General features: G+C 54.7%; 23 protein-coding genes and 2 tRNA genes. 12 read left to right on the top strand and 13 right to left on the bottom strand.

Annotated features, from left to right (window positions below; all coding sequences use genetic code 11):
• Nucleotide 1 precedes the first annotated feature (1 nt).
• Nucleotides 2–91 carry a YnhF family membrane protein gene (locus ABFI50_RS18520; RefSeq protein ID WP_014883553.1) on the bottom strand — a complete coding sequence of 30 codons (90 nt, stop codon included), beginning with the start codon at nucleotides 89–91 and terminating at the stop codon, nucleotides 2–4.
• A 297-nt stretch (nucleotides 92–388) separates the two neighbouring features.
• Between ABFI50_RS18520 and purR the strand changes: the two genes are divergently transcribed.
• Nucleotides 389–1414 carry an HTH-type transcriptional repressor PurR gene (gene purR, locus ABFI50_RS18515; protein ID WP_014883552.1) on the top strand — a complete coding sequence of 342 codons (1026 nt, stop codon included), beginning with the start codon at nucleotides 389–391 and terminating at the stop codon, nucleotides 1412–1414.
• Nucleotides 1415–1431: 17 nt separating this feature from the next.
• Here the strand turns inward: purR and punR are convergent, their stop codons facing one another.
• The gene (gene punR, locus ABFI50_RS18510) at nucleotides 1432–2343 is read right to left on the bottom strand and encodes a DNA-binding transcriptional activator PunR (RefSeq protein WP_014883551.1); all 912 of its coding nucleotides are present in this window, start codon (nucleotides 2341–2343) and stop codon (nucleotides 1432–1434) included.
• Nucleotides 2344–2457: 114 nt separating this feature from the next.
• On the opposite strand from punR, the gene punC reads away from it, so the two are divergent.
• Nucleotides 2458–3657 (top strand): purine nucleoside transporter PunC, encoded by a 1200-nt coding sequence (punC, locus tag ABFI50_RS18505; protein ID WP_032636819.1) that lies wholly within the window; start codon nucleotides 2458–2460, stop codon nucleotides 3655–3657.
• A 298-nt stretch (nucleotides 3658–3955) separates the two neighbouring features.
• On the top strand, nucleotides 3956–5104 hold the full coding sequence (gene cfa / locus ABFI50_RS18500; RefSeq protein WP_032636821.1) for a cyclopropane fatty acyl phospholipid synthase: 1149 nt from the start codon (nucleotides 3956–3958) through the stop codon (nucleotides 5102–5104).
• 32 nt (nucleotides 5105–5136) lie between these two features.
• Here cfa and ABFI50_RS18495 read toward each other — a convergent pair whose 3' ends face one another.
• Nucleotides 5137–5778 (bottom strand): riboflavin synthase, encoded by a 642-nt coding sequence (locus ABFI50_RS18495; protein WP_014883548.1) that lies wholly within the window; start codon nucleotides 5776–5778, stop codon nucleotides 5137–5139.
• A 224-nt stretch (nucleotides 5779–6002) separates the two neighbouring features.
• Here ABFI50_RS18495 and mdtK point away from each other — a divergent pair, with 224 nt between their 5' ends.
• The 4 genes from mdtK (at nucleotide 6003) to ABFI50_RS18475 (ending at nucleotide 9401) form a co-directional block, all read left to right on the top strand.
• A complete protein-coding gene (gene mdtK / locus ABFI50_RS18490) occupies nucleotides 6003–7376 on the top strand; it encodes an MdtK family multidrug efflux MATE transporter (protein WP_014883547.1) in 1374 nt (457 codons plus the stop codon).
• 153 nt (nucleotides 7377–7529) lie between these two features.
• A tRNA-Val gene (locus ABFI50_RS18485) sits at nucleotides 7530–7606 on the top strand.
• 4 nt (nucleotides 7607–7610) lie between these two features.
• A tRNA-Val gene (locus ABFI50_RS18480) sits at nucleotides 7611–7687 on the top strand.
• A gap of 118 nt (nucleotides 7688–7805) precedes the next feature.
• The gene (locus tag ABFI50_RS18475) at nucleotides 7806–9401 is read left to right on the top strand and encodes an FAD-NAD(P)-binding protein (RefSeq protein ID WP_347484766.1); all 1596 of its coding nucleotides are present in this window, start codon (nucleotides 7806–7808) and stop codon (nucleotides 9399–9401) included.
• Nucleotides 9402–9429: 28 nt separating this feature from the next.
• Here ABFI50_RS18475 and ABFI50_RS18470 read toward each other — a convergent pair whose 3' ends face one another.
• Nucleotides 9430–10065, bottom strand: coding sequence for a carbonic anhydrase (locus tag ABFI50_RS18470; protein WP_014883545.1), 636 nt, complete (start codon nucleotides 10063–10065; stop codon nucleotides 9430–9432).
• A gap of 72 nt (nucleotides 10066–10137) precedes the next feature.
• Nucleotides 10138–10920 (bottom strand): MBL fold metallo-hydrolase, encoded by a 783-nt coding sequence (locus ABFI50_RS18465; RefSeq protein ID WP_347484764.1) that lies wholly within the window; start codon nucleotides 10918–10920, stop codon nucleotides 10138–10140.
• 125 nt (nucleotides 10921–11045) lie between these two features.
• On the opposite strand from ABFI50_RS18465, the gene ABFI50_RS18460 reads away from it, so the two are divergent.
• Nucleotides 11046–11186: a hypothetical protein gene (locus ABFI50_RS18460; protein ID WP_003857665.1), complete on the top strand. Its 141-nt coding sequence runs from the start codon at nucleotides 11046–11048 to the stop codon at nucleotides 11184–11186.
• A gap of 49 nt (nucleotides 11187–11235) precedes the next feature.
• On the opposite strand, the gene ABFI50_RS18455 is transcribed toward ABFI50_RS18460, so the two are convergent.
• From ABFI50_RS18455 to ABFI50_RS18430, 6 genes are all read right to left on the bottom strand, one after another.
• Nucleotides 11236–12642, bottom strand: a complete 1407-nt coding sequence (locus tag ABFI50_RS18455; protein WP_347486137.1) for a DUF1996 domain-containing protein — start codon at nucleotides 12640–12642, stop codon at nucleotides 11236–11238.
• Between the two features lie 145 nt (nucleotides 12643–12787).
• On the bottom strand, nucleotides 12788–12955 hold the full coding sequence (locus tag ABFI50_RS18450) for a hypothetical protein (RefSeq protein WP_014883542.1): 168 nt from the start codon (nucleotides 12953–12955) through the stop codon (nucleotides 12788–12790).
• A gap of 117 nt (nucleotides 12956–13072) precedes the next feature.
• Nucleotides 13073–13282 (bottom strand): fumarate hydratase FumD, encoded by a 210-nt coding sequence (gene fumD, locus ABFI50_RS18445; RefSeq protein WP_014883541.1) that lies wholly within the window; start codon nucleotides 13280–13282, stop codon nucleotides 13073–13075.
• 110 nt (nucleotides 13283–13392) lie between these two features.
• Nucleotides 13393–14205: a MetQ/NlpA family ABC transporter substrate-binding protein gene (locus ABFI50_RS18440; RefSeq protein ID WP_063142945.1), complete on the bottom strand. Its 813-nt coding sequence runs from the start codon at nucleotides 14203–14205 to the stop codon at nucleotides 13393–13395.
• Nucleotides 14206–14228: 23 nt separating this feature from the next.
• Nucleotides 14229–14897, bottom strand: coding sequence for a methionine ABC transporter permease (locus tag ABFI50_RS18435; RefSeq protein WP_045282011.1), 669 nt, complete (start codon nucleotides 14895–14897; stop codon nucleotides 14229–14231).
• Nucleotides 14890–15912, bottom strand: coding sequence for an ATP-binding cassette domain-containing protein (locus ABFI50_RS18430; RefSeq protein WP_176260608.1), 1023 nt, complete (start codon nucleotides 15910–15912; stop codon nucleotides 14890–14892). Before ABFI50_RS18430 ends, ABFI50_RS18435 begins: the two co-directional genes overlap by 8 nt.
• 400 nt (nucleotides 15913–16312) lie before the next feature.
• On the opposite strand from ABFI50_RS18430, the gene ABFI50_RS18425 reads away from it, so the two are divergent.
• The 4 genes from ABFI50_RS18425 to lpp all read left to right on the top strand — a co-directional run bounded on the left by ABFI50_RS18425 (nucleotide 16313) and on the right by lpp (nucleotide 21175).
• Nucleotides 16313–17683, top strand: coding sequence for a cystathionine beta-synthase (locus tag ABFI50_RS18425; RefSeq protein ID WP_347484760.1), 1371 nt, complete (start codon nucleotides 16313–16315; stop codon nucleotides 17681–17683).
• Between the two features lie 10 nt (nucleotides 17684–17693).
• A complete protein-coding gene (locus tag ABFI50_RS18420; protein WP_248229199.1) occupies nucleotides 17694–18839 on the top strand; it encodes a PLP-dependent aspartate aminotransferase family protein in 1146 nt (381 codons plus the stop codon).
• Nucleotides 18840–19216: 377 nt separating this feature from the next.
• On the top strand, nucleotides 19217–20629 hold the full coding sequence (gene pykF / locus ABFI50_RS18415) for a pyruvate kinase PykF (protein WP_014883536.1): 1413 nt from the start codon (nucleotides 19217–19219) through the stop codon (nucleotides 20627–20629).
• 309 nt (nucleotides 20630–20938) lie between these two features.
• The gene (gene lpp / locus ABFI50_RS18410) at nucleotides 20939–21175 is read left to right on the top strand and encodes a murein lipoprotein Lpp (RefSeq protein ID WP_001082307.1); all 237 of its coding nucleotides are present in this window, start codon (nucleotides 20939–20941) and stop codon (nucleotides 21173–21175) included.
• A 62-nt stretch (nucleotides 21176–21237) separates the two neighbouring features.
• Here the strand turns inward: lpp and ABFI50_RS18405 are convergent, their stop codons facing one another.
• Together ABFI50_RS18405 and sufE are read right to left on the bottom strand one after the other, a co-directional pair.
• On the bottom strand, nucleotides 21238–22251 hold the full coding sequence (locus tag ABFI50_RS18405; RefSeq protein WP_014883535.1) for a L,D-transpeptidase family protein: 1014 nt from the start codon (nucleotides 22249–22251) through the stop codon (nucleotides 21238–21240).
• A 97-nt stretch (nucleotides 22252–22348) separates the two neighbouring features.
• A complete protein-coding gene (sufE, locus tag ABFI50_RS18400; protein WP_347484753.1) occupies nucleotides 22349–22765 on the bottom strand; it encodes a cysteine desulfuration protein SufE in 417 nt (138 codons plus the stop codon).
• Nucleotides 22766–22772: the final 7 nt, after the last annotated feature.

The following is a 22772-nucleotide window of genomic DNA, read 5'->3' as shown; positions in this document are numbered from 1 at the left end:
ATCAGTGCAGCGCAGCCGTCAGGCCAGCCGCCACAATCAGCGCCAGCACAACGATGGTGGTGAACAGCGAAAACTTCAGATCGGAACTCATCAATTTTTCTCCTTTTAATCCCCCCACGAAAAGTGAGCTTGCTCATTTTTGCACAGTTTACGTCAAAAATCTTCCCGGATTTAAGCTGATAACCACTTTACCTCTTCCCCTTTTCATCAAGATAGGACAAAATTCCACGCTAAATTTATTAGCGTACCGGCCATTGACCCCCTCCTGACGTCCCGTGTCGTTTTCCTGGCGTACCGCAATCTAAAATTGCGTGATAAGGGTGAGAGAAGGCAAACGTTTACCTTCAAGTATTTCAGGAGTTTAGGATATGGTCTGGAGTGACATTTAATGGCAACAATTAAAGACGTAGCAAAACGCGCAAACGTTTCCACTACAACCGTATCACATGTAATTAACAAAACCCGCTTTGTGGCGGAAGAGACGCGCAACGCCGTCTGGGCAGCAATCAAAGAGCTGCACTACTCGCCAAGTGCGGTTGCGCGCAGCCTCAAGGTGAATCACACCAAATCGATTGGTCTGCTGGCGACCAGCAGCGAAGCGGCCTATTTTGCTGAGATCATTGAGGCGGTAGAGAAAAACTGCTTCCAGAAAGGCTATACCCTGATTCTGGGCAACGCGTGGAACAGCATTGAAAAACAGCGAGCCTATCTCTCCATGATGGCGCAGAAGCGCGTGGATGGCCTGCTGGTGATGTGTTCCGAGTACCCGGAATCCGTACTGTCGATGCTTGAAGAGTATCGACATATCCCGATGGTGGTGATGGACTGGGGTGAAGCCCGTGCGGATTTCACGGATTCCGTTATCGACAACGCCTTTGAAGGCGGCTATATGGCGGGCCGTTATTTGATCGAACGCGGTCATCGTGAGATTGGCGTGATCCCGGGTCCGCTTGAGCGTAACACCGGTGCAGGTCGTCTGGCTGGCTTTATGAAAGCAATGGAAGAAGCGCTGATCACCGTGCCAGAAAACTGGATCGTACAGGGTGACTTTGAGCCGGAATCAGGCTACCGCGCGATGCAGCAGATTGTCTCCCAGCAACATCGTCCTACCGCCGTTTTCTGCGGGGGCGACATCATGGCGATGGGCGCGCTCTGTGCGGCCGATGAGCTGGGTCTGCGCGTCCCGCAGGACATTTCCGTGATCGGCTATGACAACGTGCGCAACGCACGCTTCTTTACCCCTGCGCTGACCACCATTCACCAGCCGAAAGATTCGCTGGGTGAAACGGCCTTCAACATGCTGCTCGACAGGATCGTCAACAAACGTGAAGAGTCGCAGTCCATTGAAGTCCACCCGCGCCTCATCGAACGCCGTTCCGTTGCGGATGGTCCGTTCCGCGACTACCGTCGTTAATCGCTTTACGGAGCCAGTCACACTGGCTCCCGTAACCATTCCCGGTTAAGCGTTTCGCTGTCCCCCAGATAATCCAGCAGCCAGGCCATAGCAGGTGAAACATCATTTTGTTGCCAGGTCAGGCAGCAAGCCGCATCCGGGAACGGATTCTCCAGCGTCAGTTCAACCCACTCGCCGGTGTCGATTCTCGGGCGCGCAAAATGAACGGGCACCATCGCGACGCACAGCCCTGCACTGAGGCAGGTCGCCGACGATTCCCAGTCCGGGGCGACCACGCGACGCTGGTTATCCAGCAGCCAGGTGATACGCTTGGGCAGCGAGCGGGAGGTGTCCTCCAGCACCAGCGACGGCCAGTTACGCAGGGTATCGTCGCTTAACGGCCCCTCCATGGCCGCCAGGGGATGATCGCGTGCCACTACGCATTTCCAGCTCAGCATCCCCATATCGCGAAAGGCGTAGCGTCCCCCAACCGGAATCGCCTGCGTCGCCCCAATCGCCATTTCTACCCTGCCGTCCGACAGCGCGTCCCACACGCCGTTGAACACTTCCTGCGAAACACGCAACTCAACGTCAGAAAAATGACGATAGAAATCGACGATCATTTGCCGGGTGCGTTCCGGCTTCACGATATTATCGACCGCGATGGAAAGATGCCCCCGCCAGCCGTTAGCGATCTGCTGACACTGTTCGCGGGTGATCTGCATTTTTTTGATAACAGAACGCCCTTCTTTCAAAAACCACGCCCCGGCAGGCGTTAATTCCACATCACGATGTCGCCGTTCAAACAGCGGAACGGCCAGCCACTCTTCTAGCTGACGCACCGTATAGCTGATTGCCGACGGGACGCGGTGCAGCTCCTGCGCTGCACCGCTAAAGCTGCCGTTACGCGCGACAGCATCGACCACTTCAAGAGAATAATCTGACCACATTTTCTGCCTGCAAAAAATTTGAATGCACCCGCCAAATATTAGCGTTTCACAAGCCGCTTTGCACTCCCTACACTCTGCGCCAATGTACACCTGCCTCCTCAGGAGAAGAAAATAATGCAACCCAGGAAAGGTTTTTTAGTCTGGCTCGGCGGCTTAAGCGTGCTGGGCTTTTTAGCCACCGATATGTACCTGCCGGCTTTCGCCGCCATGCAGGAAGATCTGCAAACCCCTGCCGCCGCGATCAGCGCCAGCCTGAGTTTGTTCCTCGCCGGTTTCGCCTTCGCGCAGCTGCTCTGGGGACCGCTCTCGGATCGCTTTGGCCGCAAGCCGGTACTGTTGCTGGGTCTGGCCATTTTTGCCGTGGGCTGTCTGGGGATGCTATGGGTTCGCGACGCCACCTGGCTGCTGGTACTGCGTTTTATTCAGGCAGTGGGCGTCTGCGCCGCAGCCGTCACCTGGCAGGCGCTGGTCACCGACTACTACCCGGCGAACCGTACAAACCGAATTTTCGCGACCATTATGCCGCTGGTGGGGCTTTCCCCTGCCCTCGCCCCGCTGCTGGGTAGCTGGATCCTCGCACATTTCGACTGGCAGGCCATCTTTGCCACGCTGTTTGCCATCACGCTGATCCTGATGCTGCCGGCGTTCGCCCTCAAGCCCGCGCATAAGAAAGAGGCGCATGCCGACGCCAGCCCAATTACCTTTGCCTCCCTGCTGAGCGCCAAAGCGTATCGCGGTAATGTGCTGATTTATGCTGCCTGCTCGGCGAGCTTCTTCGCATGGCTGACCGGTTCACCCTTTATTCTGCACGATATGGGCTACAGCCCGGCGGCCATCGGTCTGAGCTATGTTCCGCAGACCATCGCGTTCCTGGTTGGCGGGTACGGCTGTCGCGCAGCGCTGCAAAAATGGGAAGGCCAGCAGATGCTGCCGTGGTTGCTGGTGCTGTATGCGTTGAGCGTTATCGGGACCTGGGCCGTCGGCTTTATTCCCGGCGTCGGTCTGGCTGAAATTTTGATTCCATTCTGCGTAATGGCCATCGCGAACGGCGCGATATACCCTATCGTTGTGGCGCAGGCACTTCGTCCCTTCCCGCAGGCGACGGGCCGTGCGGCCGCACTTCAGAATACGCTGCAACTGGGGCTGTGCTTCCTGGCCAGTCTGGTGGTCTCGGCGCTGATTGCCACGCCGCTCCTGACCACCACCAGCGTGATGCTGGTTACCGTTGCGCTGGCCGGCATGGGCTATCGTATGCAGGCAGCCGCACAGCGTGCGCAGGATAACCGCGCGCAGGCAGAAACGTCACATGCGTAATTACTGCAAAAATTATGTAACTTTTCGGTGATTAGGTTGCTAACAATTTTCTATTGAATCACCAAATTTTGCGGCCTATACTAAATTTGGTTCGATTAAATACGATAAATATTAAGTGTTAACGGGAGCCGGAGTGCTCCCGTTTTACCATGGAAGGCATTTCGGCAAGGGTTATCTCCCTTCCTCTGTTCTACGTCGGATACTAGCCTCGCGGTATATACCGTGAGATTTCTCACAAACCAAAAAAAGCGTCTACGCTGTTTGAAGGTTCTGATCACAGTAGGGTGATGGAGAAGCTATGAGTTCATCGTGTATAGAAGAAGTCAGCGTTCCGGACGATAACTGGTCCCGGATCGTCAGTGAACTGTTAGGTCGAGCAGGCATCACGATTAATGGATCATCGCCATCCGATCCTCAGGTTAAACATCCCGACTTTTTTAAACGCGTGTTACGAGAGGGATCGTTAGGCCTGGGAGAAAGTTATATGGATGGCTGGTGGGAATGCGAACGGCTGGATATATTTTTCACCCGCGTTTTGCGTGCTGGTCTGGAAAATCAACTCCCTCGCCATCTGAAAGACACCCTGCGCGTCGCCTCAGCCCGCCTGTTTAACCTGCAAAGTAAAAAACGCGCCTGGATCGTCGGCAAAGAGCACTACGACCTTGGCAACGACCTGTTCAGCCGTATGCTGGACCCCTTCATGCAATATTCCTGCGCCTACTGGAAAGAGGCATCGACGCTTGAAGAGGCGCAACAGGCCAAGCTGCGTCTGATTAGCGAGAAACTGCAGCTTGAGCCCGGAATGCGTGTGCTGGATATCGGCTGCGGCTGGGGTGGGCTGGCGTATTTTATGGCGAAGCACTACGGCGTCAGCGTCGTCGGCGTCACGATTTCAGCAGAACAGCAAAAGCTGGCGCGAGAACGCTGCCAGGGTCTCGATGTTGATATCCGGCTGCAGGATTACCGTGACCTGAACGAACAGTTTGATCGTATTGTCTCCGTGGGTATGTTCGAACATGTTGGCCCGAAAAACTACGACACCTATTTTGAGGTCGTGGATCGCAATTTGAAACCAGACGGCATTTTCCTGCTGCACACCATCGGGTCTAAGCGCACCGACAACAACGTCGACCCGTGGATCAACAAATACATCTTCCCGAATGGCTGTTTACCGTCCGTGCGCCAGATTGCCAACGCCAGCGAGTCCCATTTCGTGATGGAAGACTGGCATAACTTTGGCGCGGATTACGACACCACATTGATGGCATGGCATGCACGTTTTCAGGAAGCCTGGCCGGAGATTGCGGACAACTACTCTGAACGATTCAAGCGGATGTTTAGCTATTATCTGAATGCCTGCGCGGGGGCGTTTCGCGCGCGGGATATTCAGCTCTGGCAGGTTGTTTTCAGCCGAGGGATTGAGCACGGCTTGCGGGTCGCCCGCTAAAAAAAATAACCCCGGTTACCCGGGGTTATTTTTTATTCGTCTTCTGTGCTCGTTATTATTGCCGCTTCTTTTGCCGCCAGCACGCGCTCAACCGTATCCACTACCGCCTGGGTTTGCGGATCGATTTCGATATTCACGCGATGCCCGAGTTTTTTCGAACCCAGCGTGGTGCGTTGCAGCGTTTCAGGAATTAAATGCACGCAAAAACGCGTTGCCGTCACTTCTCCAACCGTCAGGCTAATCCCATCAATGCCAATAAATCCTTTATAGAGGATGTATTTCATTAATGACGGATCCTGCATTTTGAACCAGATTTGACGGTTATTTTCCGATGTCACGATTTTCGCCACTTCAGCCGTGGTCATGATGTGCCCCGACATCAGATGGCCGCCAATCTCATCACTGAACTTCGCCGCACGCTCAACGTTGACGGTATCACCTACAGCCAGCTCGCCCAGATTAGTAATACGCAGGGTCTCTTTCATTAAATCAAAGCTGATCTTGTTGCCATTAATTTCGGTGACGGTCAGACAGCAGCCGTTATGGGCAATCGAGGCGCCGGTTTCGATGCCATCAAGCATATATTCCGGCAGCTCTACAACATGCGTACGAAAATTAGGTTTTTCATCAATGGACACCACTTTGGCAGTGCCCTGCACAATACCAGTAAACATGCTTACAACTCCTGTTTTCTCCGGACGGTGGTTACACCGTTTAATCCCACCACAATAACAGTTGGAAAAAGAGGTTGCCAGCGGAGCGCATTTTCTGGCGATTTTTTCACTAGATAAATAGCTAAAGCCCGCTACAATAGCTGGCACCCCCCGCATTTTCTTCTTGCTGCCCGTTTCGGCGGCTTTTTTAGTCTCTCTTATAACTACAAAATAAAGGTGTTCACGTGCAGAAGTACATGAATGAAGCGCGGCAGTTATTGGCACTGGCGATACCAGTGATCATCGCGCAAGTGGCCCAGACCGCAATGGGATTTGTGGATACCGTCATGGCAGGTGGCTATAGCGCCACTGATATGGCGGCCGTCGCCATCGGTACATCAATCTGGCTTCCGGCCATCCTGTTCGGCCATGGTCTGCTGCTCGCGCTGACGCCGGTTATTGCTCAACTTAATGGTTCGGGACGTCGCGAACGCATTGCCCATCAGGTCCGCCAGGGGTTCTGGCTGGCCGGATTTGTCTCCGTGCTGATTATGGTCGTGCTCTGGAACGCCGGTCATATCATTCGCGCGATGGATAACATTGACCCGGCACTGGCTGACAAAGCCGTGGGCTATCTGCGTGCCCTGCTCTGGGGGGCACCGGGCTACCTCTTCTTCCAGGTGGCGCGTAACCAGTGCGAAGGCCTGGCGAAAACCAAGCCCGGGATGGTGATGGGCTTTATCGGCCTGCTGGTGAATATTCCGGTGAACTATATCTTTATTTACGGTCATTTCGGGATGCCAGAGCTGGGCGGCGTCGGCTGCGGCGTGGCAACCGCGGCGGTCTACTGGGTAATGTTCTTCTGTATGCTTACCTTTGTGAAACACGCCCGCTCTATGCGCGATATTCGTAATGAGAAAAGATTCAGTACGCCGGACTGGAGCATCATGACGCGCCTGATGCAGTTAGGCTTGCCGATTGCGCTGGCCCTGTTTTTTGAAGTGACGCTCTTTGCCGTCGTCGCCCTGCTGGTCTCCCCACTGGGGATCGTTAACGTGGCCGGGCACCAGATTGCGCTCAACTTCAGCTCCCTGATGTTCGTTCTGCCGATGTCGCTGGCGGCGGCGGTGACGATTCGCGTCGGCTTCCGCCTGGGCCAGGGCTCGACGCTGGATGCGCAAACGGCCGCACGGACCGGGCTGGGCGTCGGTGTCTGCATGGCGGTCTGTACGGCGCTCTTTACCGTTGCATTACGCGAGCAAATTGCCCTGCTCTATAACGACAACCCGGAAGTGGTGGCACTGGCCTCGCACCTGATGCTGCTCGCCGCGGTGTACCAGATTTCAGACTCTATCCAGGTGATTGGCAGTGGCGTGCTTCGCGGATACAAAGATACGCGCTCCATCTTCTTTATCACCTTCATCGCCTACTGGGTACTGGGACTGCCGTGCGGCTACATCCTGGCCCTGACCGATCTGGTGGTTGACCGCATGGGACCCGCCGGGTTCTGGATGGGCTTTATCATTGGTCTGACGTCAGCCGCGATCATGATGATGATGCGCATGCGCTTCCTGCAGCGCCAGCCATCAACCGTGATTTTGCAACGCGCTGCGCGTTAAATACGCAGTAGCCGTCTGCTGGCGGCTACTTTCTCTTCACTTTGCGCGGTAATGAAGCAATCGCGTGAAATCAGAGAGAAAAATGCATTTTCCCTCTTGCCACCTTGATGCTGTGCCGCTAATATTCGTCCCCGTTGTCACCGACAACACGTTGCGTTCATAGCTCAGTTGGTTAGAGCACCACCTTGACATGGTGGGGGTCGTTGGTTCGAGTCCAATTGAACGCACCATTCTGCGTCCGTAGCTCAGTTGGTTAGAGCACCACCTTGACATGGTGGGGGTCGGTGGTTCGAGTCCACTCGGACGCACCATTTCAGTCCTGAAATGGTGCAAATCCTCTTCAGATACCCTGATTTTTCTTAATCCCTTATTTTCATCATTATTCTCCTGCTACGCTTTTCTTATGGAAAAAATACAGGAAGCGCGTTGATGAAGAGTATCGCCATTATCGGCTCCGGCCCCACAGGGATTTACACCTTTTATCATCTGCTTAAAAACAGCACCCCGCTCTCAGTTTCCGTCTTTGAACAGGCCGATGACGCTGGCGTGGGCATGCCTTATAACGACGACGATAATTCTCGCCTGATGCTGGCGAACATTGCGAGCATTGAAATCCCGCCCATTTTTATGACCTACCTCGACTGGCTGAAGGGACAGAGCGAAGCGCATCTGGCGCGTTTTAAGGTAGATAAAACCACGCTCCACGATCGGCAGTTCCTGCCCCGGATCCTGCTGGGTGAATATTTTCGCGACAGCTTGCGAACCATCGTCAAAGAAGCTAAAAAGCAGGGGTTCGAGGTTAACATCCATGAATCCGCCGCCGTTACCGACGTCATTCCCTCCTCAGCCGGCGTCACGCTTTCCGTCAATGGTAACGTCTTTCCTGAACGCTTTGACCTTGCGGTTATCGCCACCGGTCACGTCTGGCCAGACGAGGACGAAGCCACGCGAACATTCTTCCCAAGCCCGTGGTCCGGTCTGATGGACGCCCGTATTCCCCCTTGCCGCGTTGGCATTATGGGAACATCGTTAAGCGGTCTGGATGCGGCGATGGCGGTGGTGATGCAGCACGGTGAGTTTCGTGACGGTAAATTCATCCTAGACAAAGGCAGTGAAGCGTTAAACATTACGCTGATGTCGCGGACAGGCATTCTGCCGGAAGCCGATTTTTACTGCCCTATCCCTTACGAACCGCTGTCCGTTTTAACCGCATCCGTGGTTGAAGGCGAGATAGCCAAAGGATCGGATGGCCTGCTTGACCGCATTTTTGCCCTGATGGTGAAAGAGCTTCAACGTGCCGACCCGGCATGGTGCGAGAAAATTTCTCTGCAACGCCACAACGCCGACAGCCTGCGTGACGCCTGGTTTGAGGATCGTCAACAGCACGGTCCGTTTAGCTGGGCGGAAGAGAACCTCAATGAAGTTGAACGGAACAAACGCGAACGGCGCACCGTCGCCTGGCGCTATACCGTCCTTCGGCTGCATGAGGTCGTTCAGGAGATTGTTCCCCATCTTAGCGATCAGGACAGAGAGCGCTTCAAAAACGGGCTGGCCCGCGTGTTTATCGACAACTATGCGGCGATCCCTCCGCAGTCTATCCGCAGACTGCTTGCGCTTCGCGAGGCTGGCATCATCAGCGTGGCGGCCCTGGGCGACGACTATACGCTGGATGTTGGCAGCGACCGCACGGTGGTGTCCACAAAAGAGACCGTTTACCGCTTTGACGTTTTCATCGATGCACGCGGGCAAAAGCCGCTCAAAACCAAAGATCTGCCTTTCCCCTCACTGCGCAGAGCGCTGGAAACGACCGGCGATGAGATACCCGATGTCGGTGAAGATTACACGCTAAATGCGCCTGATACGGTTCGCGGGCGCATCGCGTTTGGCGCGATACCGTGGCTGATGCACGATCATCCCTTTGTTCAGGGGCTGGCGGAGTGTGCAGAGATTGCAGAGGCGATGGCCAGGGCGGCTGAAAAACCGGCCACAGGTTTACGGCGTCGATTACCGTACGTAGAGAACTGACAGGGCTTCCATGCCCTGCAACGCGATATTACTCGAAGAAGACGTCCGGGTTTTCAGACAGCGAGACAAAGGTTTTCGTCGCTTTATCCAGGGCACGAATTTCGCCGCTTTCAATGTCATAGACCCAGCCGTGCAGGCGAAGGGAGTTGTTACGCAGCCCCACCGCGACGGACGGGTGAGTCTTAATGTTGCTCAGTTGCGCAAACACGTTCTCCTGCACCATCGCATTCACTTTATCGAGCGGCTTATCCCAGGTTTTCTTCTCAACCACGGCTTTGGCCGCATCGGAATAGCGCAGCCAGTGTGAAACAGCAGGCATCGGCTCCAGGTTCGCGTTATCGGCAATCGCCTTCATCGCGCCACAGTTGGAGTGGCCGCAGATGACGATATCCGTCACGCCCAGCGCCACAACCGCGTATTCGATAGTGGCAGAGACACCGCCAGGCTCAGGCCCGAACGGCGGCACAATATTACCAGCATTACGAATGACAAAGAGTTGTCCCGGCTCTTGCTGAGTAACCAGTTCCGGGACCAGACGGCTGTCGGAGCATGAGATGAACAGCGCTTTGGGATTCTGGCTGGACGCTAAACTGCGAAAGAGCTCTTTACGTTGCGGGAAAATCTCTTTTTGAAAGCTGAGAAAACCTTCAATGATATGTTGCATAGCAATTTCTCTTTTATCTGTTTTAGTTTAGGTATGATCGCGATCACACTCGTAAAGTTTACCCATCGCGCTTCACTTCAGACAAGCAATATATTTCTGGCCCGACCGCTGAACGATAGCGTCGGCATTCGCCGGAATGTTCTGCCCTTCGAACGCGCCGTAAAGACGGGCGAAAGATTTGCCCACCAGGCGCCGGGTGACCTCCTCAACCTTGCGGGCAGGCAACGGAAGCATATTCGGGTAGCTCCACATAAACGACACCGCATCCTTCCCGGGGGTGACCTGCAGAATATCCCCCGCCAGCAAAACGCCCTCGCCTTCCTGCCAGTGCAGCACCGTGCCGCCTGCGAAATGGCCGCCGAGACGCAGCAAAGTAACCGATGGCACGATCTCCAGCGCATCGCCCTCCCAGTAAACAATCGCCGGACTGTCGCGCATCACCCACTCGCGATCGCTGGCGTGCAGATAGACCGGCGCATCAAACGCCGCGGCCCACTCCTGCATGGTGGTGTAATAGTGCGGATGGGAAATCGCAATGGCGCGGAGGCCGCCGAGCGCGGTGATGATAGCGTGGGTGGCCGGGTCAAGGTTGGCGATGCAGTCCCACAAAATATTGCCGTGTGGGGTACGCAGCAGCAACGCGCGCTGGTTAATCGCAAAAGACGGTACCGTTTTGATGCTGTACAACTGCGGCTCCAGCTGCTGCCATTTATTCGCGTGCGTGGCCGTTACCGTCTCATACTCGATCCACGCCTGGCCGCTGGCCGGGACATACTGACGTTCATCCTCGCAAATCGGGCATCTTTCCGGCTGTGCATCGTAGGAAGTACCGCAGGTTTTACAGAGTGTAATCATGAGCGCTCCTCAGTGATAAAGCACTGAGTATGGCAGGGATTATCCTTATGTGCTGCGTGGTACATTGCTGGCTTTTTTTGCCCTATACTGTGCCCGTATCAATAACTGAACATAGCAGGTGCAACATGGAAATTGATCTCGATAACCTGGTTTTTAACGGACTGGATGAAGCGGAAGAACGCAACGCGGAACGTCTGGATGACGCGGACAAAAAAGCCCAGGCGATTGTCGCCGACGACGACTGCGGTGATGCCTGCAAGATCTGATAAAAAGCACCGGTCAGCCGGTGCTTTTTTTTTGGCGCTCAACGGAGGCTTAGAGTTCAGGCGTCTTTTTAAACCCCGTCAGCATCAGTACAAGGCTTTGCGCCGAAGAAGCCGGTTCAAACTGGTAATGGTTTCCCTGGCGGTCGCCGCCGATATACCACGATATTTCGGTTTTCCCTTCCGCCAGCGCCTTGCGCACGGCTTTGTCGACATCCACCATTCTGTACTCGCGCGAGTGGTTGAGATACAGCACAGCATCGGATCGATAACTGCAGGCCGGGCGGTCAGTCCAGCTCACCGTTGCAGGATCCCAGTCGTTGCTGGCCGGATAGAAGAAGATCTGATCGGCGCCGTCAGTTTCCACCTTACCGCCATAAATGCGAACGCGATATTTAAACAGAGAAGGATCCTGCCCCGCTGGCAGCGGCGGGATCGTAAACTTCACCAGTGAGAGGGTTTCACTGTTTTGGGTTCGGCCTCCGTTCTGCCAGTTATCCTGCACCAGCAAAGCCTGCGGCTGAGGCTGGGAGAGCTCCGACTCAAGGCTGCTTAGCCAGACGTTTGCCTGCGCTTTTGAATAGGCATATGGCACGGTCGTGCCACAGTCCAGCCCGCGATTCATACACAGCTCGGTCATAAAGCGCGCCCCCTCTTCCGTCCAGCCATTCATGAAATCAGCATGCGCAGTGTAGAGACTTCCCCAGCGTTCTTCGCGTTCGTCACCATGCATAATGGGATCGAGGGAAAGCTGTACTTTGCTGGTATCAAGGGATGAAATTGTCGGAAGCACATACGCGATGTTCATGTTCACGGTCGGAATTTTCACCGGAAACGCGGTCGGGCATTGCCCTTTCGTATTGTACGTCGCATTGGCAACGCCGTGAGCGGGCTTGAGATTCACGCCATCCCAGCAGTTGGGAAACTGAATACCGATATTAAACTGCACGGCGTCTCCCGCCTTGCGTAGCCCGCACACTTCGCCTGTTTTTGTCGTGTAACCTTTGCCGTTAGCACATAAGAACGTGATATGCGGGTTAGGCGCAGATCCATGGTGATCCCCCGCCAGCAGTGATAGCCCCGCCGGGAAAGGCTGCAGCGGCCAGGTTTCCACATTCGAGGCCTGATAATAGGTTTTTTGATACGCGGGTTTTACGATAGTGCCATCAGGCAGCCGCAGCGAAGGTGCCCAGTATGCCGAGCTATCCGCTTTATTATCGCAGGTGGTTTCTTCCAGCGTGCGCAGGGTTTCCCTGGTCGAGCTGGCATCGGTGTGCGTGTTGCCGAAGAAGTCATGCAGCATGGCCTCGTTGGGTCTGCCAAACATCATAATGGCATCATCGCCAAGGGTATGGGAGTAGCCGCAGACGACATGAGCCTGTGGCGCAGCATCTGCCGCATGCATGGCGAGAAGTAACGCAGGGGCTGAAAGAGCCGTGGTTAAGGTGGTCCGTTTCATCATTATCTCCATTAATGAAAGGACCTATAGGTAACAAACAACGGGTTAATTAACCGAATGATTCACCGCGTACTTTTCTCCTCATTGTGGCTTTACACACGTAACGCACAGCTCATTCCAGTACATTTCGCGCGTGCGGCGCAGTTCAGCGTGACGTTTTATCATGGAACCACTCCGGGTCTATGTTAGCAACGTCCACACCGTACAGGCTGGCGGCAGGCAGTATTGACTCAAGAACACGTTGCGCGCTGTTCTCCGCATTCACAGGTCGGGTGGCAAAAAACCGCCGTAACGTGCTGATCCATTTTTTCATCGTCTTGCCCCTCTTGCTTCACCTGCGTTCAGTAAAACACCCATTAACAATGGAGGGGAAATAACAATAACGACTGTTGATATGCGGGATCTGAGAAACGCGCGAAACGCGGGCGCATCACCCGGCCAGCGCTTTAACCACCGTCTCCATCGCTTCGGTTGTCAATTCGCTACGCTTGATGCGCTGGTTCGCCAGCGCCGTGCGCAGCACACCCGCAATGACAATATGCTTCGGCTCCTGCCCTAAATCACGCATCTCAAGCACCACCTTACCGACCACCCGGCACATCTCCTGGTACAGCGCTTCATCTTTGGTCACGTTACCCATCGTCATCACTCCGTTGCCTTTTAAACGTTGAGCTTAAATGATTCTCCTGCCGGATACAAAAAAGAAGCCCGGCGAGGATCTCGCCGGGCTTCATCTGTAAAATCAGCTAATTAGTTATTAACCGGAATCACAGCACCTTTGTATTTGGTGCGGATCCAGTCCTGAATCTCTTTGGAGTGCAGCACGTTCACCAGTGCGACGATGTCCTTCTTCTTCTCGTCACCGCGATGCACGGTAATGATGTTGGCGTACGGGTTATTTTCACCGCTCTCTACCGCAATCGGGTCGTGCACCGGGTCCAGACCGGCGTCAATCGCATAGTTGGCGTTAATCACGACCGCAGCGCCTTCATCGTTGTTGTACATCTGCGGCAGCAGAGAGGCTTCGACGTTAGGCGTGAACTTCAGCTTCTTCGGGTTCTCAACGATGTCGCTGATACGCGCCGTCACTTTGTCGATGCCGGGCTTCAGCTTGATCACGCCCTCTTTTTCAAAGATGGAGAGAATACGGCCTTCTTCGGAAACGGCATCACGCATAATGATCTTACCGCCTTCCGGCAGGTCCTTCAGCGACTTGTACTTTTTGGAGTAGATACCGATTGGCTCAATGTGGATAGCACCCGCACTGACAAAATCGTAATCCTTATCGCCCGCGTGATCTTTCAGCACGCTGTTCAGGTAAGGAATATGCTGGAAATAGTTGGCGTCAATGTCATGACCCGCCAGCGCGGTGTTGGGCAGAATGTAGTCCTGGAACGGTTTAATCTCCAGGTCAATCCCCTGCTTCGCCAGAATCGGCTTTGCCTGCTCCAGAATTTCGGCGTGCGGGGTGTTGGATGCGCCCACAGTCAGCGTATCCGCCCAGGAGGCGAAGCTCAGGGCGCTCAGGGTGGCTGCGGCGATCAGTGTCAGTGTCTTTTTCATGATGTGGTTCCTGTGTGTATTTATTAGCGTTTATCTAACAGAGAAGTCATAGCGTCGCCGCAGAACTGGATAATGAAAACGATGATCAGAATGGTCACCGTTGCCACCAGCGTGACGTCACCATGGTTGCGCTGGAATCCTTCCAGATAAGCCAGATTTCCCAAACCGCCGGCGCCAATCACCCCCGCCATGGCGCTGTAACTCACCAGCGCAATCAGCGTTACCGTTATCCCTGATACCAGTGCAGGTGATGATTCCGGCAGTAAAACCCGAAACACGAGCGTGCTCAGTCGTGCGCCCATTGAGCGCGTTGCTTCGATTACCCCTTTGTCCACTTCGCGCAGGGCAATCTCCACCAGGCGTGCGTAGAACGGCGCGGCCCCCACAATCAGGGCCGGCAGCGCCGCGTTGGCACCAAGAATGGTACCGACGATGGTCTTGGTGAACGGGATCAACAGGACGATCAGAATGATGAACGGTATTGAGCGAAACACGTTCACCACAATCGAAATCACGCTGTAGACCGTGCGGTTTTGAAACAGCCCGCCGCGCGCGGTTAAGAACAGCGCCAGGCCCAGCACGATCCCCAGCACAAAGGTCGCCACCCCGGAAAGCGCGGTCATGTACAGCGTCTCCTGCGTCGCCGACCAGAGCTGATCCCATTTGAGGTGCGGGAAGAGATTCTCAGCCATGTTTAATGACCTCGCCTTCAATATCGCTGTGCTTCAGGTCGGCGAGGATATTGTTCAGTTGTTCATCAGATGCCACGACGTGGACCCAGAGCTGGCCGAAAACGCCGTGGGCGGTTTGCGTCATTTTCCCGTGCAGGATGTTAAACGGCAGACCGTAGCGCAGGGTCAGCTCACCCACGACCGGCTTGTGCGTGCTGTGGCCGGTAAAGGTCAGACGGATGACCGTGCCTTCCAGATCGTTTGCCAGTTCGGTATTGAAGGTTTCTTCCTCGGCGTACTGACTTACCTGGCGGACAAACTGCTGCGTAATCGGCTGCTGCGGATGGGTGAATACACTCAGCACATCCCCCTCTTCCACCACCTTACCGTTTTCCATCACCGCCACGCGGTCGCAGATCTTGCGCACCACATGCATTTCGTGGGTGATCAGCACGATGGTCAGCTTGAAACGACGGTTGATATCCAGCAGCAGATCGAGGATCTGATCGGTGGTCTGCGGATCGAGTGCGGACGTGGCTTCATCACACAGCAAAACGTCCGGGTTATTGGCCAGCGCGCGCGCAATCCCCACGCGCTGTTTTTGTCCGCCGCTTAGCTGTGACGGGTAGGCATTCTCACGCCCTTTCAGCCCCACCAGCGCCACCAGTTCCTCCACGCGAGCCTTGATTCTGGCTTTTGGCACACCGGCGATCTGCATGGAGAACGCGATATTCTCACTTACCGTGCGCGACCACAGCAGGTTGAAGTGCTGGAACACCATACTGATTTTCAGGCGAGCCTGACGCAGGGCTTCACCTTTTGCGGCGGAGATGTCCTGCCCGTTAATCGTGACGCTGCCAGCGCTGGGTTTCTCCAGACCGTTCAGCAGACGAATCAGCGTGCTTTTCCCGGCGCCGCTGTAGCCGATAATGCCGTAAACCTGTCCCTGCTCAATCGTCAAATTGACGTTATCAACGGCTGTGAGCGCCGCCTTACCGTTGTCAAAAACCTTCGAAATATTTCTGAGTACAATCATTCTAATTCATTATCCGATCCGCCAATGGCGGTTTAGAAGTATGGATGTCCAAACGATAGTAAACAGGCGTTATCAGTTTTTAAATGAACAAAAAAGCATGTGTTATAACTTTCAGTAATAAACAACGACGCTACACGGCGGGAAGTATTTAGATTGATTTCAGCAATGATTATCTGCCAGACGCATAGCGCTTGACTGATATGCTAAAAAAACGGTCATTATTGCAGCATTTTATGCCGAGATAGCCATCCTCACTTCCAGACAACTTTACGTCTTGCTGTCCTGACATCCAAAAACAGCACTGATATTCCCGTCTGTTATAAAAAGCAGTGAAGTGTTCTTTATTGCGAAAATTTCTCCGCCCTATCATCCCGTCATGACACCCAGAAAGGAAAACATCATGACGATCTACCACTCCGTCACCGAACTGATTGGCCGGACACCGCTGATCCAGCTGCACAAGCTTGATACCGGTCCCTGCTCGCTGTTTCTGAAGCTGGAGAACCAAAACCCCGGCGGCTCCATTAAAGATCGCGTGGCGTTGTCGATGATTAACGACGCGGAGCGTACCGGCCAGCTACGGCCGGGTGGCACGATTATTGAAGCAACGGCGGGGAATACCGGCCTCGGGCTGGCGCTGATCGCCGCCCAGAAAGGCTATACGCTTATCCTGGTGGTGCCGGACAAAATGAGCCGCGAGAAGATTTTCCACCTGCGCGCGCTGGGTGCCCAGGTGATACTGACCCGTTCCGACGTCAATAAGGGGCATCCGGCCTATTACCAGGATTACGCCCAGCGCCTGGCCGATGAACTGCCGGGCGCGTTTTATATCGACCAGTTCAATAACGACGCTAACCCGCTGGCACATCGCACCACCACGGCACCGGAACTGTATGAGCAGCTTGACGGCAGAATTGACGCCATCGTGGTCGGCGTCGGCTCAGGCGGCACGCTGGGCGGCCTGCAGGCGTGGTTTGCCGAGAATTCTCCACATACGGAGTTTGTGCTGGCCGACCCGGCCGGGTCTGTGCTCGCCGATCAGGTCGAGACCGGTCGCTACCACGATGCGGGCGCCTGGCTGGTTGAGGGCATTGGCGAAGACTTTATTCCACCGCTGGCCCACATTGAAGGCGTGAACCGCGCGTGGCGCATTACCGACCGCGAAGCGTTTGCCACCGCGCGTGAGTTGCTGAAAACGGAAGGCATTCTGGCGGGCTCCTCCAGCGGCACCCTGCTGGCGGCGGCGCTGAAATATTGCCAGGCGCAAGCCACGCCGAAACGCGTGGTGACCTTCGCCTGCGACAGCGGCAATAAATATCTCTCGAAGATGTTCAACGACGACTGGATGCGCCAGCAGGGGCTCATCGCGCGCCCTCAGGCAGGCGATCTCTCTGACTACATTGCCCTGCGCCACGATGAAGGCGCTACCGTCACCGCCGCCCCGGATGACACGCTCTCCACCGTTCTGGCACGCATGCGCCTGTACGACATCTCCCAGCTGCCGGTACTGGAAAACGGTCAGGTCGTCGGCATTATCGACGAGTGGGATCTGTTGCGGCATATCGGCGGTGAAGCTGACCGCTTCGCCCTTACCGTGACAGAGGCCATGACGCGTCAGGTGGAATTTCTCGATAAACGCGCCCCGGAAAGCGCCCTGCACGCCATCTTCGACCGCGGTCTGGTGGCCGTCATTAATGACAACGACCGTTTTCTCGGTTTGATTACGCGCAGCGACGTGCTGACCGCGTGGCGCAACCGTCTTCAGCCATAAGGAACAGATGATGAAAAACCTGGCAACCCTGAGCGTCCACAGCGGCGCGTTCAATGATCAGCATGGCGCCGTTATGCCGCCTATTTACGCCACCTCGACGTTTGCGCAACCCTCTCCCGGGGAGCATACCGGCTATGAGTATTCCCGCAGCGGCAATCCGACGCGCCATGCGCTTGAAACCGCCATCGCCGAACTGGAAGGCGGAACGCGCGGCTACGCCTTTGCATCCGGCCTCGCCGCCATCTCCACCGTGCTTGAACTACTGGATAAAGACAGCCATATCGTCGCCATTGATGACGTCTACGGCGGCACATATCGCCTGATTGAAAATGTCCGCAAACGCAGCACCGGTCTGCAGGTCAGCTGGGTTAAGCCGGACGATCTAGCCGGGCTTGAGGCGGCCATTCGCCCGGACACCCGCATGATCTGGGTTGAAACCCCCACCAACCCGCTGCTGAAGCTGGCGGATTTAGCGGCTATCGCTGACATCGCCCGTCGTCATAACGTTATCAGCGTGGCGGATAACACCTTCGCATCGCCGGTCATTCACCGTCCGCTGGCGTCGGGTTTCGACATCGTGGTGCACTCAGCAACCAAATACCTTAACGGCCACTCTGACGTGGTGGCCGGGCTGGCGGTGGTGGGTGATAATCCGGCGCTGGCGGACAGGCTTGGCTACCTGCAGAACGCGGTTGGCGGCGTACTGGACCCGTTTAGCAGCTTCCTGACCCTGCGCGGTATTCGTACCCTTTCGCTGCGCATAGAGAGACACAGCAGCAACGCGCTGGCGATTGCGCAATGGCTGGAACAGCATCCGCTGGTTGAACGGGTCTTTTATCCCGGACTGGAGTCGCACCCGCAATATCAGCTTGCCCGCACGCAGATGGCGCTGCCCGGCGGGATGATTTCTGTCGTGGTGAAAGGTGATGCGCAACGCGCCACAGAGGTGATTCGCAACCTGACGTTGTTCACCCTTGCGGAAAGCCTGGGCGGCGTGGAGAGTCTGGTGAGCCAGCCTTACAGCATGACGCACGCCTCGATTCCGCTGGCGCAACGGCTGGCAAACGGTATTATGCCACAGCTGATTCGCCTGTCGGTGGGGATTGAAGATCCTAAAGACCTCATCGCCGACCTCAGTGAGGCGCTGCAAAAATAAGCAAAATGCGGCAGGTCAATCACCTGCCGCGATAAGTTGTCATCATGGCTTAACGCGTTGATAACAATATTATGTAAAACGGCATTGATTATTTCTGAAACACCGTTTCCATTTTCCTTTTATCTTAAAATCAGCGTATAATGCGCGCCAAATCCCTGGTGAATGGTTTCAGCGCTTGGAATACAAAAAACAACGTACAACTTCTCCTCTCCTTCGTTGGGCTGTCACTCAGGCACACTTTCTTCTGCACGCTCATTTGATGTCTCCTATCCTTAGTGCGTGTCATATACTCTTTTGCAACACAGGTTTGACTCTGCGGCGGTGCGCCCCCGGAGCGAGATTTCCATATCCTTCCCAACTTAAAGACTAAGACTGTCATGAAAAAGACGAAAATTGTTTGTACTATCGGCCCGAAAACCGAATCCGAAGAGATGCTGAGCAAAATGCTGGACGCCGGCATGAACGTGATGCGTCTGAACTTCTCTCACGGTGACTATGCAGAACACGGTCAGCGTATCCAGAACTTGCGCAACGTGATGAGCAAAACCGGTAAAAAAGCGGCTATCCTGCTCGACACCAAAGGTCCGGAAATCCGTACCATCAAACTGGAAGGCGGCAACGACGTCTCTCTGAAAGCAGGCCAGACGTTCACCTTCACCACGGACAAATCCGTTGTGGGTAACAGCGAAATCGTTGCGGTCACCTATGAAGGCTTCACCAGCGATCTGTCCGTCGGTAACACCGTCCTGGTCGACGATGGTCTGATAGGTATGGAAGTGACCGCGATTGAAGGTAACAAGGTTATCTGTAAAGTGCTGAACAACGGCGACCTGGGCGAAAACAAAGGCGTTAACCTGCCGGGCGTTTCTATCGCGCTGCCAGCACTGGCTGAAAAAGACAAGCAAGACCTGATCTTCGGCTGCGAACAAGGCGTTGACTTCGTTGCAGCGTCCTTCATCCGTAAGCGTTCTGACGTGGTCGAAATTCGCGAGCACCTTAAAGCGCACGGCGGCGAGAAGATCCAGATCATCTCCAAAATCGAAAACCAGGAAGGCCTGAACAACTTCGACGAAATCCTCGAAGCGTCTGACGGCATCATGGTTGCACGTGGCGACCTGGGCGTTGAAATCCCGGTTGAAGAAGTGATCTTCGCGCAGAAGATGATGATCGAAAAATGTGTTCGCGCGCGTAAAGTGGTTATTACCGCTACGCAGATGCTGGACTCTATGATCAAAAACCCACGCCCAACCCGCGCTGAAGCAGGCGACGTGGCTAACGCCATCCTCGACGGTACCGATGCTGTTATGCTGTCCGGCGAATCCGCAAAAGGGAAATATCCTCTGGAAGCGGTTGGCATTATGGCGACCATCTGTGAACGTACTGACCGCGTGATGACCAGCCGTCTGGACTTCAATAACGACAGCCGCAAGCTGCGCATCACCGAAGCCGTTTGCCGCGGTGCGGTAGAAACTGCTGAGAAACTGGAAGCGCCACTGATTGTGGTTGCGACCCAGGGCGGTAAATCTGCGCGTGCAGTGCGTAAATACTTCCCGGATGCCACTATCCTGGCCCTGACCACCAACGAAACCACCGCGCGTCAGCTGGTGCTGAGCAAAGGCGTCGTTGCACACCTGGTTAAAGAGATTGCCTCTACTGACGATTTCTACATTCAGGGTAAAGCTATGGCTCTGGAAAGCGGTCTGGCACAGAAAGGCGACGTTGTGGTTATGGTTTCTGGTGCGCTGGTACCAAGCGGAACGACCAATACTGCATCCGTTCACGTGCTGTAATAATTCACGAACGAATTAATTTTGATAAAAAGCGCCCAATGGGCGCTTTTTTTATTCCTGTCATTAGCCAAACTCATTCAAAAAGCAAATCGGGTTTTTCTATTTAATTGCGAATTATCTAAGATGAATCCGATGAAAAATGCCTTTTTTTACATAGCTTTTTACTCAAAAAGGGCCGATTCGATGCTTCTTTGAGCGAACGATCAAAAATAGGCGTATTCCCATCAAAAAAATATTCTCAACCCAAAAAACTTTGTGTAATACTTGTAACGCTACATGGAGATTAACTCAATCTAGAGGGTATTAATAATGAATCGTACTAAACTGGTACTGGGCGCGGTAATCCTGGGTTCTACTCTGCTGGCTGGTTGCTCCAGCAACGCTAAAATCGATCAGCTGTCTTCTGACGTTCAGACTCTGAACGCTAAAGTTGACCAGCTGAGCAACGACGTGAACGCAATGCGTTCCGACGTTCAGGCTGCTAAAGACGACGCAGCTCGCGCTAACCAGCGTCTGGACAACCAGGCTACTAAATACCGTAAGTAATAGTACCTGTTAATAAAATGGCGCACATTGTGCGCCATTTTTTTTGCCTGCGTCAAACGACTCTACTGCGTCATCTTCTCCCCTGCCTCTTCCGCTACCGCCGCGGACACACGACTATTCTGCACTGACAATACGCTGTTACTGGCCGACGGGCCGCTTCCCGCAGAAACCACAACCGGGATCCCCGCACGGCGCGCCAGGGCTTTATCGATCAGCGCCTTATCGCTTCCGGACTGTGAAACAAAGGTCGCAAAGTCGGCGGAGTGCGTAATGGGCGAAATCTGTGGGTTTTCACCTTCCACCTGCGCCAGCGGACGATGGACCTCAATATAGCGTTTACCATCCGGCTCGACCGCGAATTTCACTGGCTCATTGATGATTTGTACCCGAGTACCAACCCGTACCTGTTCGAACAGGGCTTTAATATCCGGGGCGTTCATTCGCATACAGCCGGAACTGACGCGCAAGCCAACGCTGTCTGGCGCACTGGTTCCGTGGATAAGATATTCCCCATTACCAATACCCAAACGCAGGGCATAGCGTCCCAGCGGGTTATTTGGCCCTGCGGGAACCACAGGAGGCAGTTTAATTCCCTGTGCCAGCGAACGGGCTCTGATACCGGCCGTCGGCGTCCAGGTTGGGTTCGGGATTTTTTGACTGACGCGGGTCGTGCTCACCGGTGTTTCCAGCCCCAGTTGCCCGATGCCAAGGGGGAAAACCTGGACAATGTTCTCTCCCGGCGGGAAATAGTAAAGCCGCAGCTCAGCGAGGTTCACAACAATACCCTCGCGCGGCGTGTCGGGTAGCAGCATCTGCGACGGGATCGTGATAACGGTTCCCGGTGCAGGGTTTACCGGCGCAATCGTATTGTTCGTTTCGAGGATCACCTGCGCCGCGGTATTAAACCGGCGGGCGATAGTCTGCAGCTTATTATCCCCTTCCTGTATGGTGTAGGTTTGATTTTGCCCAATCAGGCGACTGCCTGCGGGTGGCAACGGATAGTCCATCGCGCGGGCCGAATTAAGTGCACCGAGCGAACTGAGGAGTAATAGAGTGATGAGAGACGCGCGCTTCATGCTGAGATTCCTTATTCACTGGCAGAATGCCAGAAAGCTGAAAAACCAGCGAGGCGGGAACCACCTCGCGAAACAGAATGAATGCTGTTCTGTAAGTCTAGCTAAGGATTGCCGCTTTGGCGCGAATGGCGCGAATCATCGCTTCCAGTCCCTGGGAACGAGACGGGGTGAGGTGTTGGGTGAGGGCCATTTTTTCAAACCACGGGCGGACATCGAAGGCGACAATATCCTGCGCTGAAATCTGGTGATAAAGAATAAAGACCACCGCAATCAGCCCTTTTACTATTGCCGCATCGCTGTCACCCTGCAGGGTTATCGTGCCATCGTCAGACTGCGCCATCACAATCCACACCTGGCTTTGACAGCCCTGAATACTGTTCTCCGGGGTATGCGCCTCTTCACTAAGCGGCGGCAGACGCTGCCCCAGCTCAATGATGTAGAGGTATTTCTCTTCCCAGTTTGCGCAACGCCCAAAGTTGCGCAGCAATTTCTCTTTATCCGGCAGTTCTGCCATCGTTCGC

Origin of the sequence: Enterobacter sp. HNDS-6, from assembly GCF_039850505.1 — a bacterium.
GTDB classification, from domain to species: domain Bacteria; phylum Pseudomonadota; class Gammaproteobacteria; order Enterobacterales; family Enterobacteriaceae; genus Enterobacter; species Enterobacter kobei.
This window is presented reverse-complemented; position numbering and strand designations above follow the sequence as displayed.

Bases quoted from the DNA above. Each gene is read 5' to 3' on its own strand.
- lpp (WP_001082307.1), top strand. From the start codon at position 20,939: ATGAATCGTACTAAACTGGTACTGGGCGCGGTAATCCTGGGTTCTACT.
- purR (WP_014883552.1), top strand. From the start codon at position 389: ATGGCAACAATTAAAGACGTAGCAAAACGCGCAAACGTTTCCACTACA.
- sufE (WP_347484753.1), bottom strand. From the start codon at position 22,765: ATGGCAGAACTGCCGGATAAAGAGAAATTGCTGCGCAACTTTGGGCGT.
- ABFI50_RS18520 (WP_014883553.1), bottom strand. From the start codon at position 91: ATGAGTTCCGATCTGAAGTTTTCGCTGTTCACCACCATCGTTGTGCTG.
- ABFI50_RS18440 (WP_063142945.1), bottom strand. From the start codon at position 14,205: ATGAAAAAGACACTGACACTGATCGCCGCAGCCACCCTGAGCGCCCTG.
- ABFI50_RS18465 (WP_347484764.1), bottom strand. From the start codon at position 10,920: ATGATTACACTCTGTAAAACCTGCGGTACTTCCTACGATGCACAGCCG.
- punC (WP_032636819.1), top strand. From the start codon at position 2,458: ATGCAACCCAGGAAAGGTTTTTTAGTCTGGCTCGGCGGCTTAAGCGTG.
- pykF (WP_014883536.1), top strand. From the start codon at position 19,217: ATGAAAAAGACGAAAATTGTTTGTACTATCGGCCCGAAAACCGAATCC.
- ABFI50_RS18435 (WP_045282011.1), bottom strand. From the start codon at position 14,897: ATGGCTGAGAATCTCTTCCCGCACCTCAAATGGGATCAGCTCTGGTCG.
- punR (WP_014883551.1), bottom strand. From the start codon at position 2,343: ATGTGGTCAGATTATTCTCTTGAAGTGGTCGATGCTGTCGCGCGTAAC.
- ABFI50_RS18450 (WP_014883542.1), bottom strand. From the start codon at position 12,955: ATGAAAAAATGGATCAGCACGTTACGGCGGTTTTTTGCCACCCGACCT.
- fumD (WP_014883541.1), bottom strand. From the start codon at position 13,282: ATGGGTAACGTGACCAAAGATGAAGCGCTGTACCAGGAGATGTGCCGG.
- ABFI50_RS18460 (WP_003857665.1), top strand. From the start codon at position 11,046: ATGGAAATTGATCTCGATAACCTGGTTTTTAACGGACTGGATGAAGCG.
- ABFI50_RS18470 (WP_014883545.1), bottom strand. From the start codon at position 10,065: ATGCAACATATCATTGAAGGTTTTCTCAGCTTTCAAAAAGAGATTTTC.
- ABFI50_RS18495 (WP_014883548.1), bottom strand. From the start codon at position 5,778: ATGTTTACTGGTATTGTGCAGGGCACTGCCAAAGTGGTGTCCATTGAT.
- cfa (WP_032636821.1), top strand. From the start codon at position 3,956: ATGAGTTCATCGTGTATAGAAGAAGTCAGCGTTCCGGACGATAACTGG.
- ABFI50_RS18425 (WP_347484760.1), top strand. From the start codon at position 16,313: ATGACGATCTACCACTCCGTCACCGAACTGATTGGCCGGACACCGCTG.
- ABFI50_RS18475 (WP_347484766.1), top strand. From the start codon at position 7,806: ATGAAGAGTATCGCCATTATCGGCTCCGGCCCCACAGGGATTTACACC.
- ABFI50_RS18430 (WP_176260608.1), bottom strand. From the start codon at position 15,912: ATGATTGTACTCAGAAATATTTCGAAGGTTTTTGACAACGGTAAGGCG.
- ABFI50_RS18455 (WP_347486137.1), bottom strand. From the start codon at position 12,642: ATGAAACGGACCACCTTAACCACGGCTCTTTCAGCCCCTGCGTTACTT.
- ABFI50_RS18405 (WP_014883535.1), bottom strand. From the start codon at position 22,251: ATGAAGCGCGCGTCTCTCATCACTCTATTACTCCTCAGTTCGCTCGGT.
- ABFI50_RS18420 (WP_248229199.1), top strand. From the start codon at position 17,694: ATGAAAAACCTGGCAACCCTGAGCGTCCACAGCGGCGCGTTCAATGAT.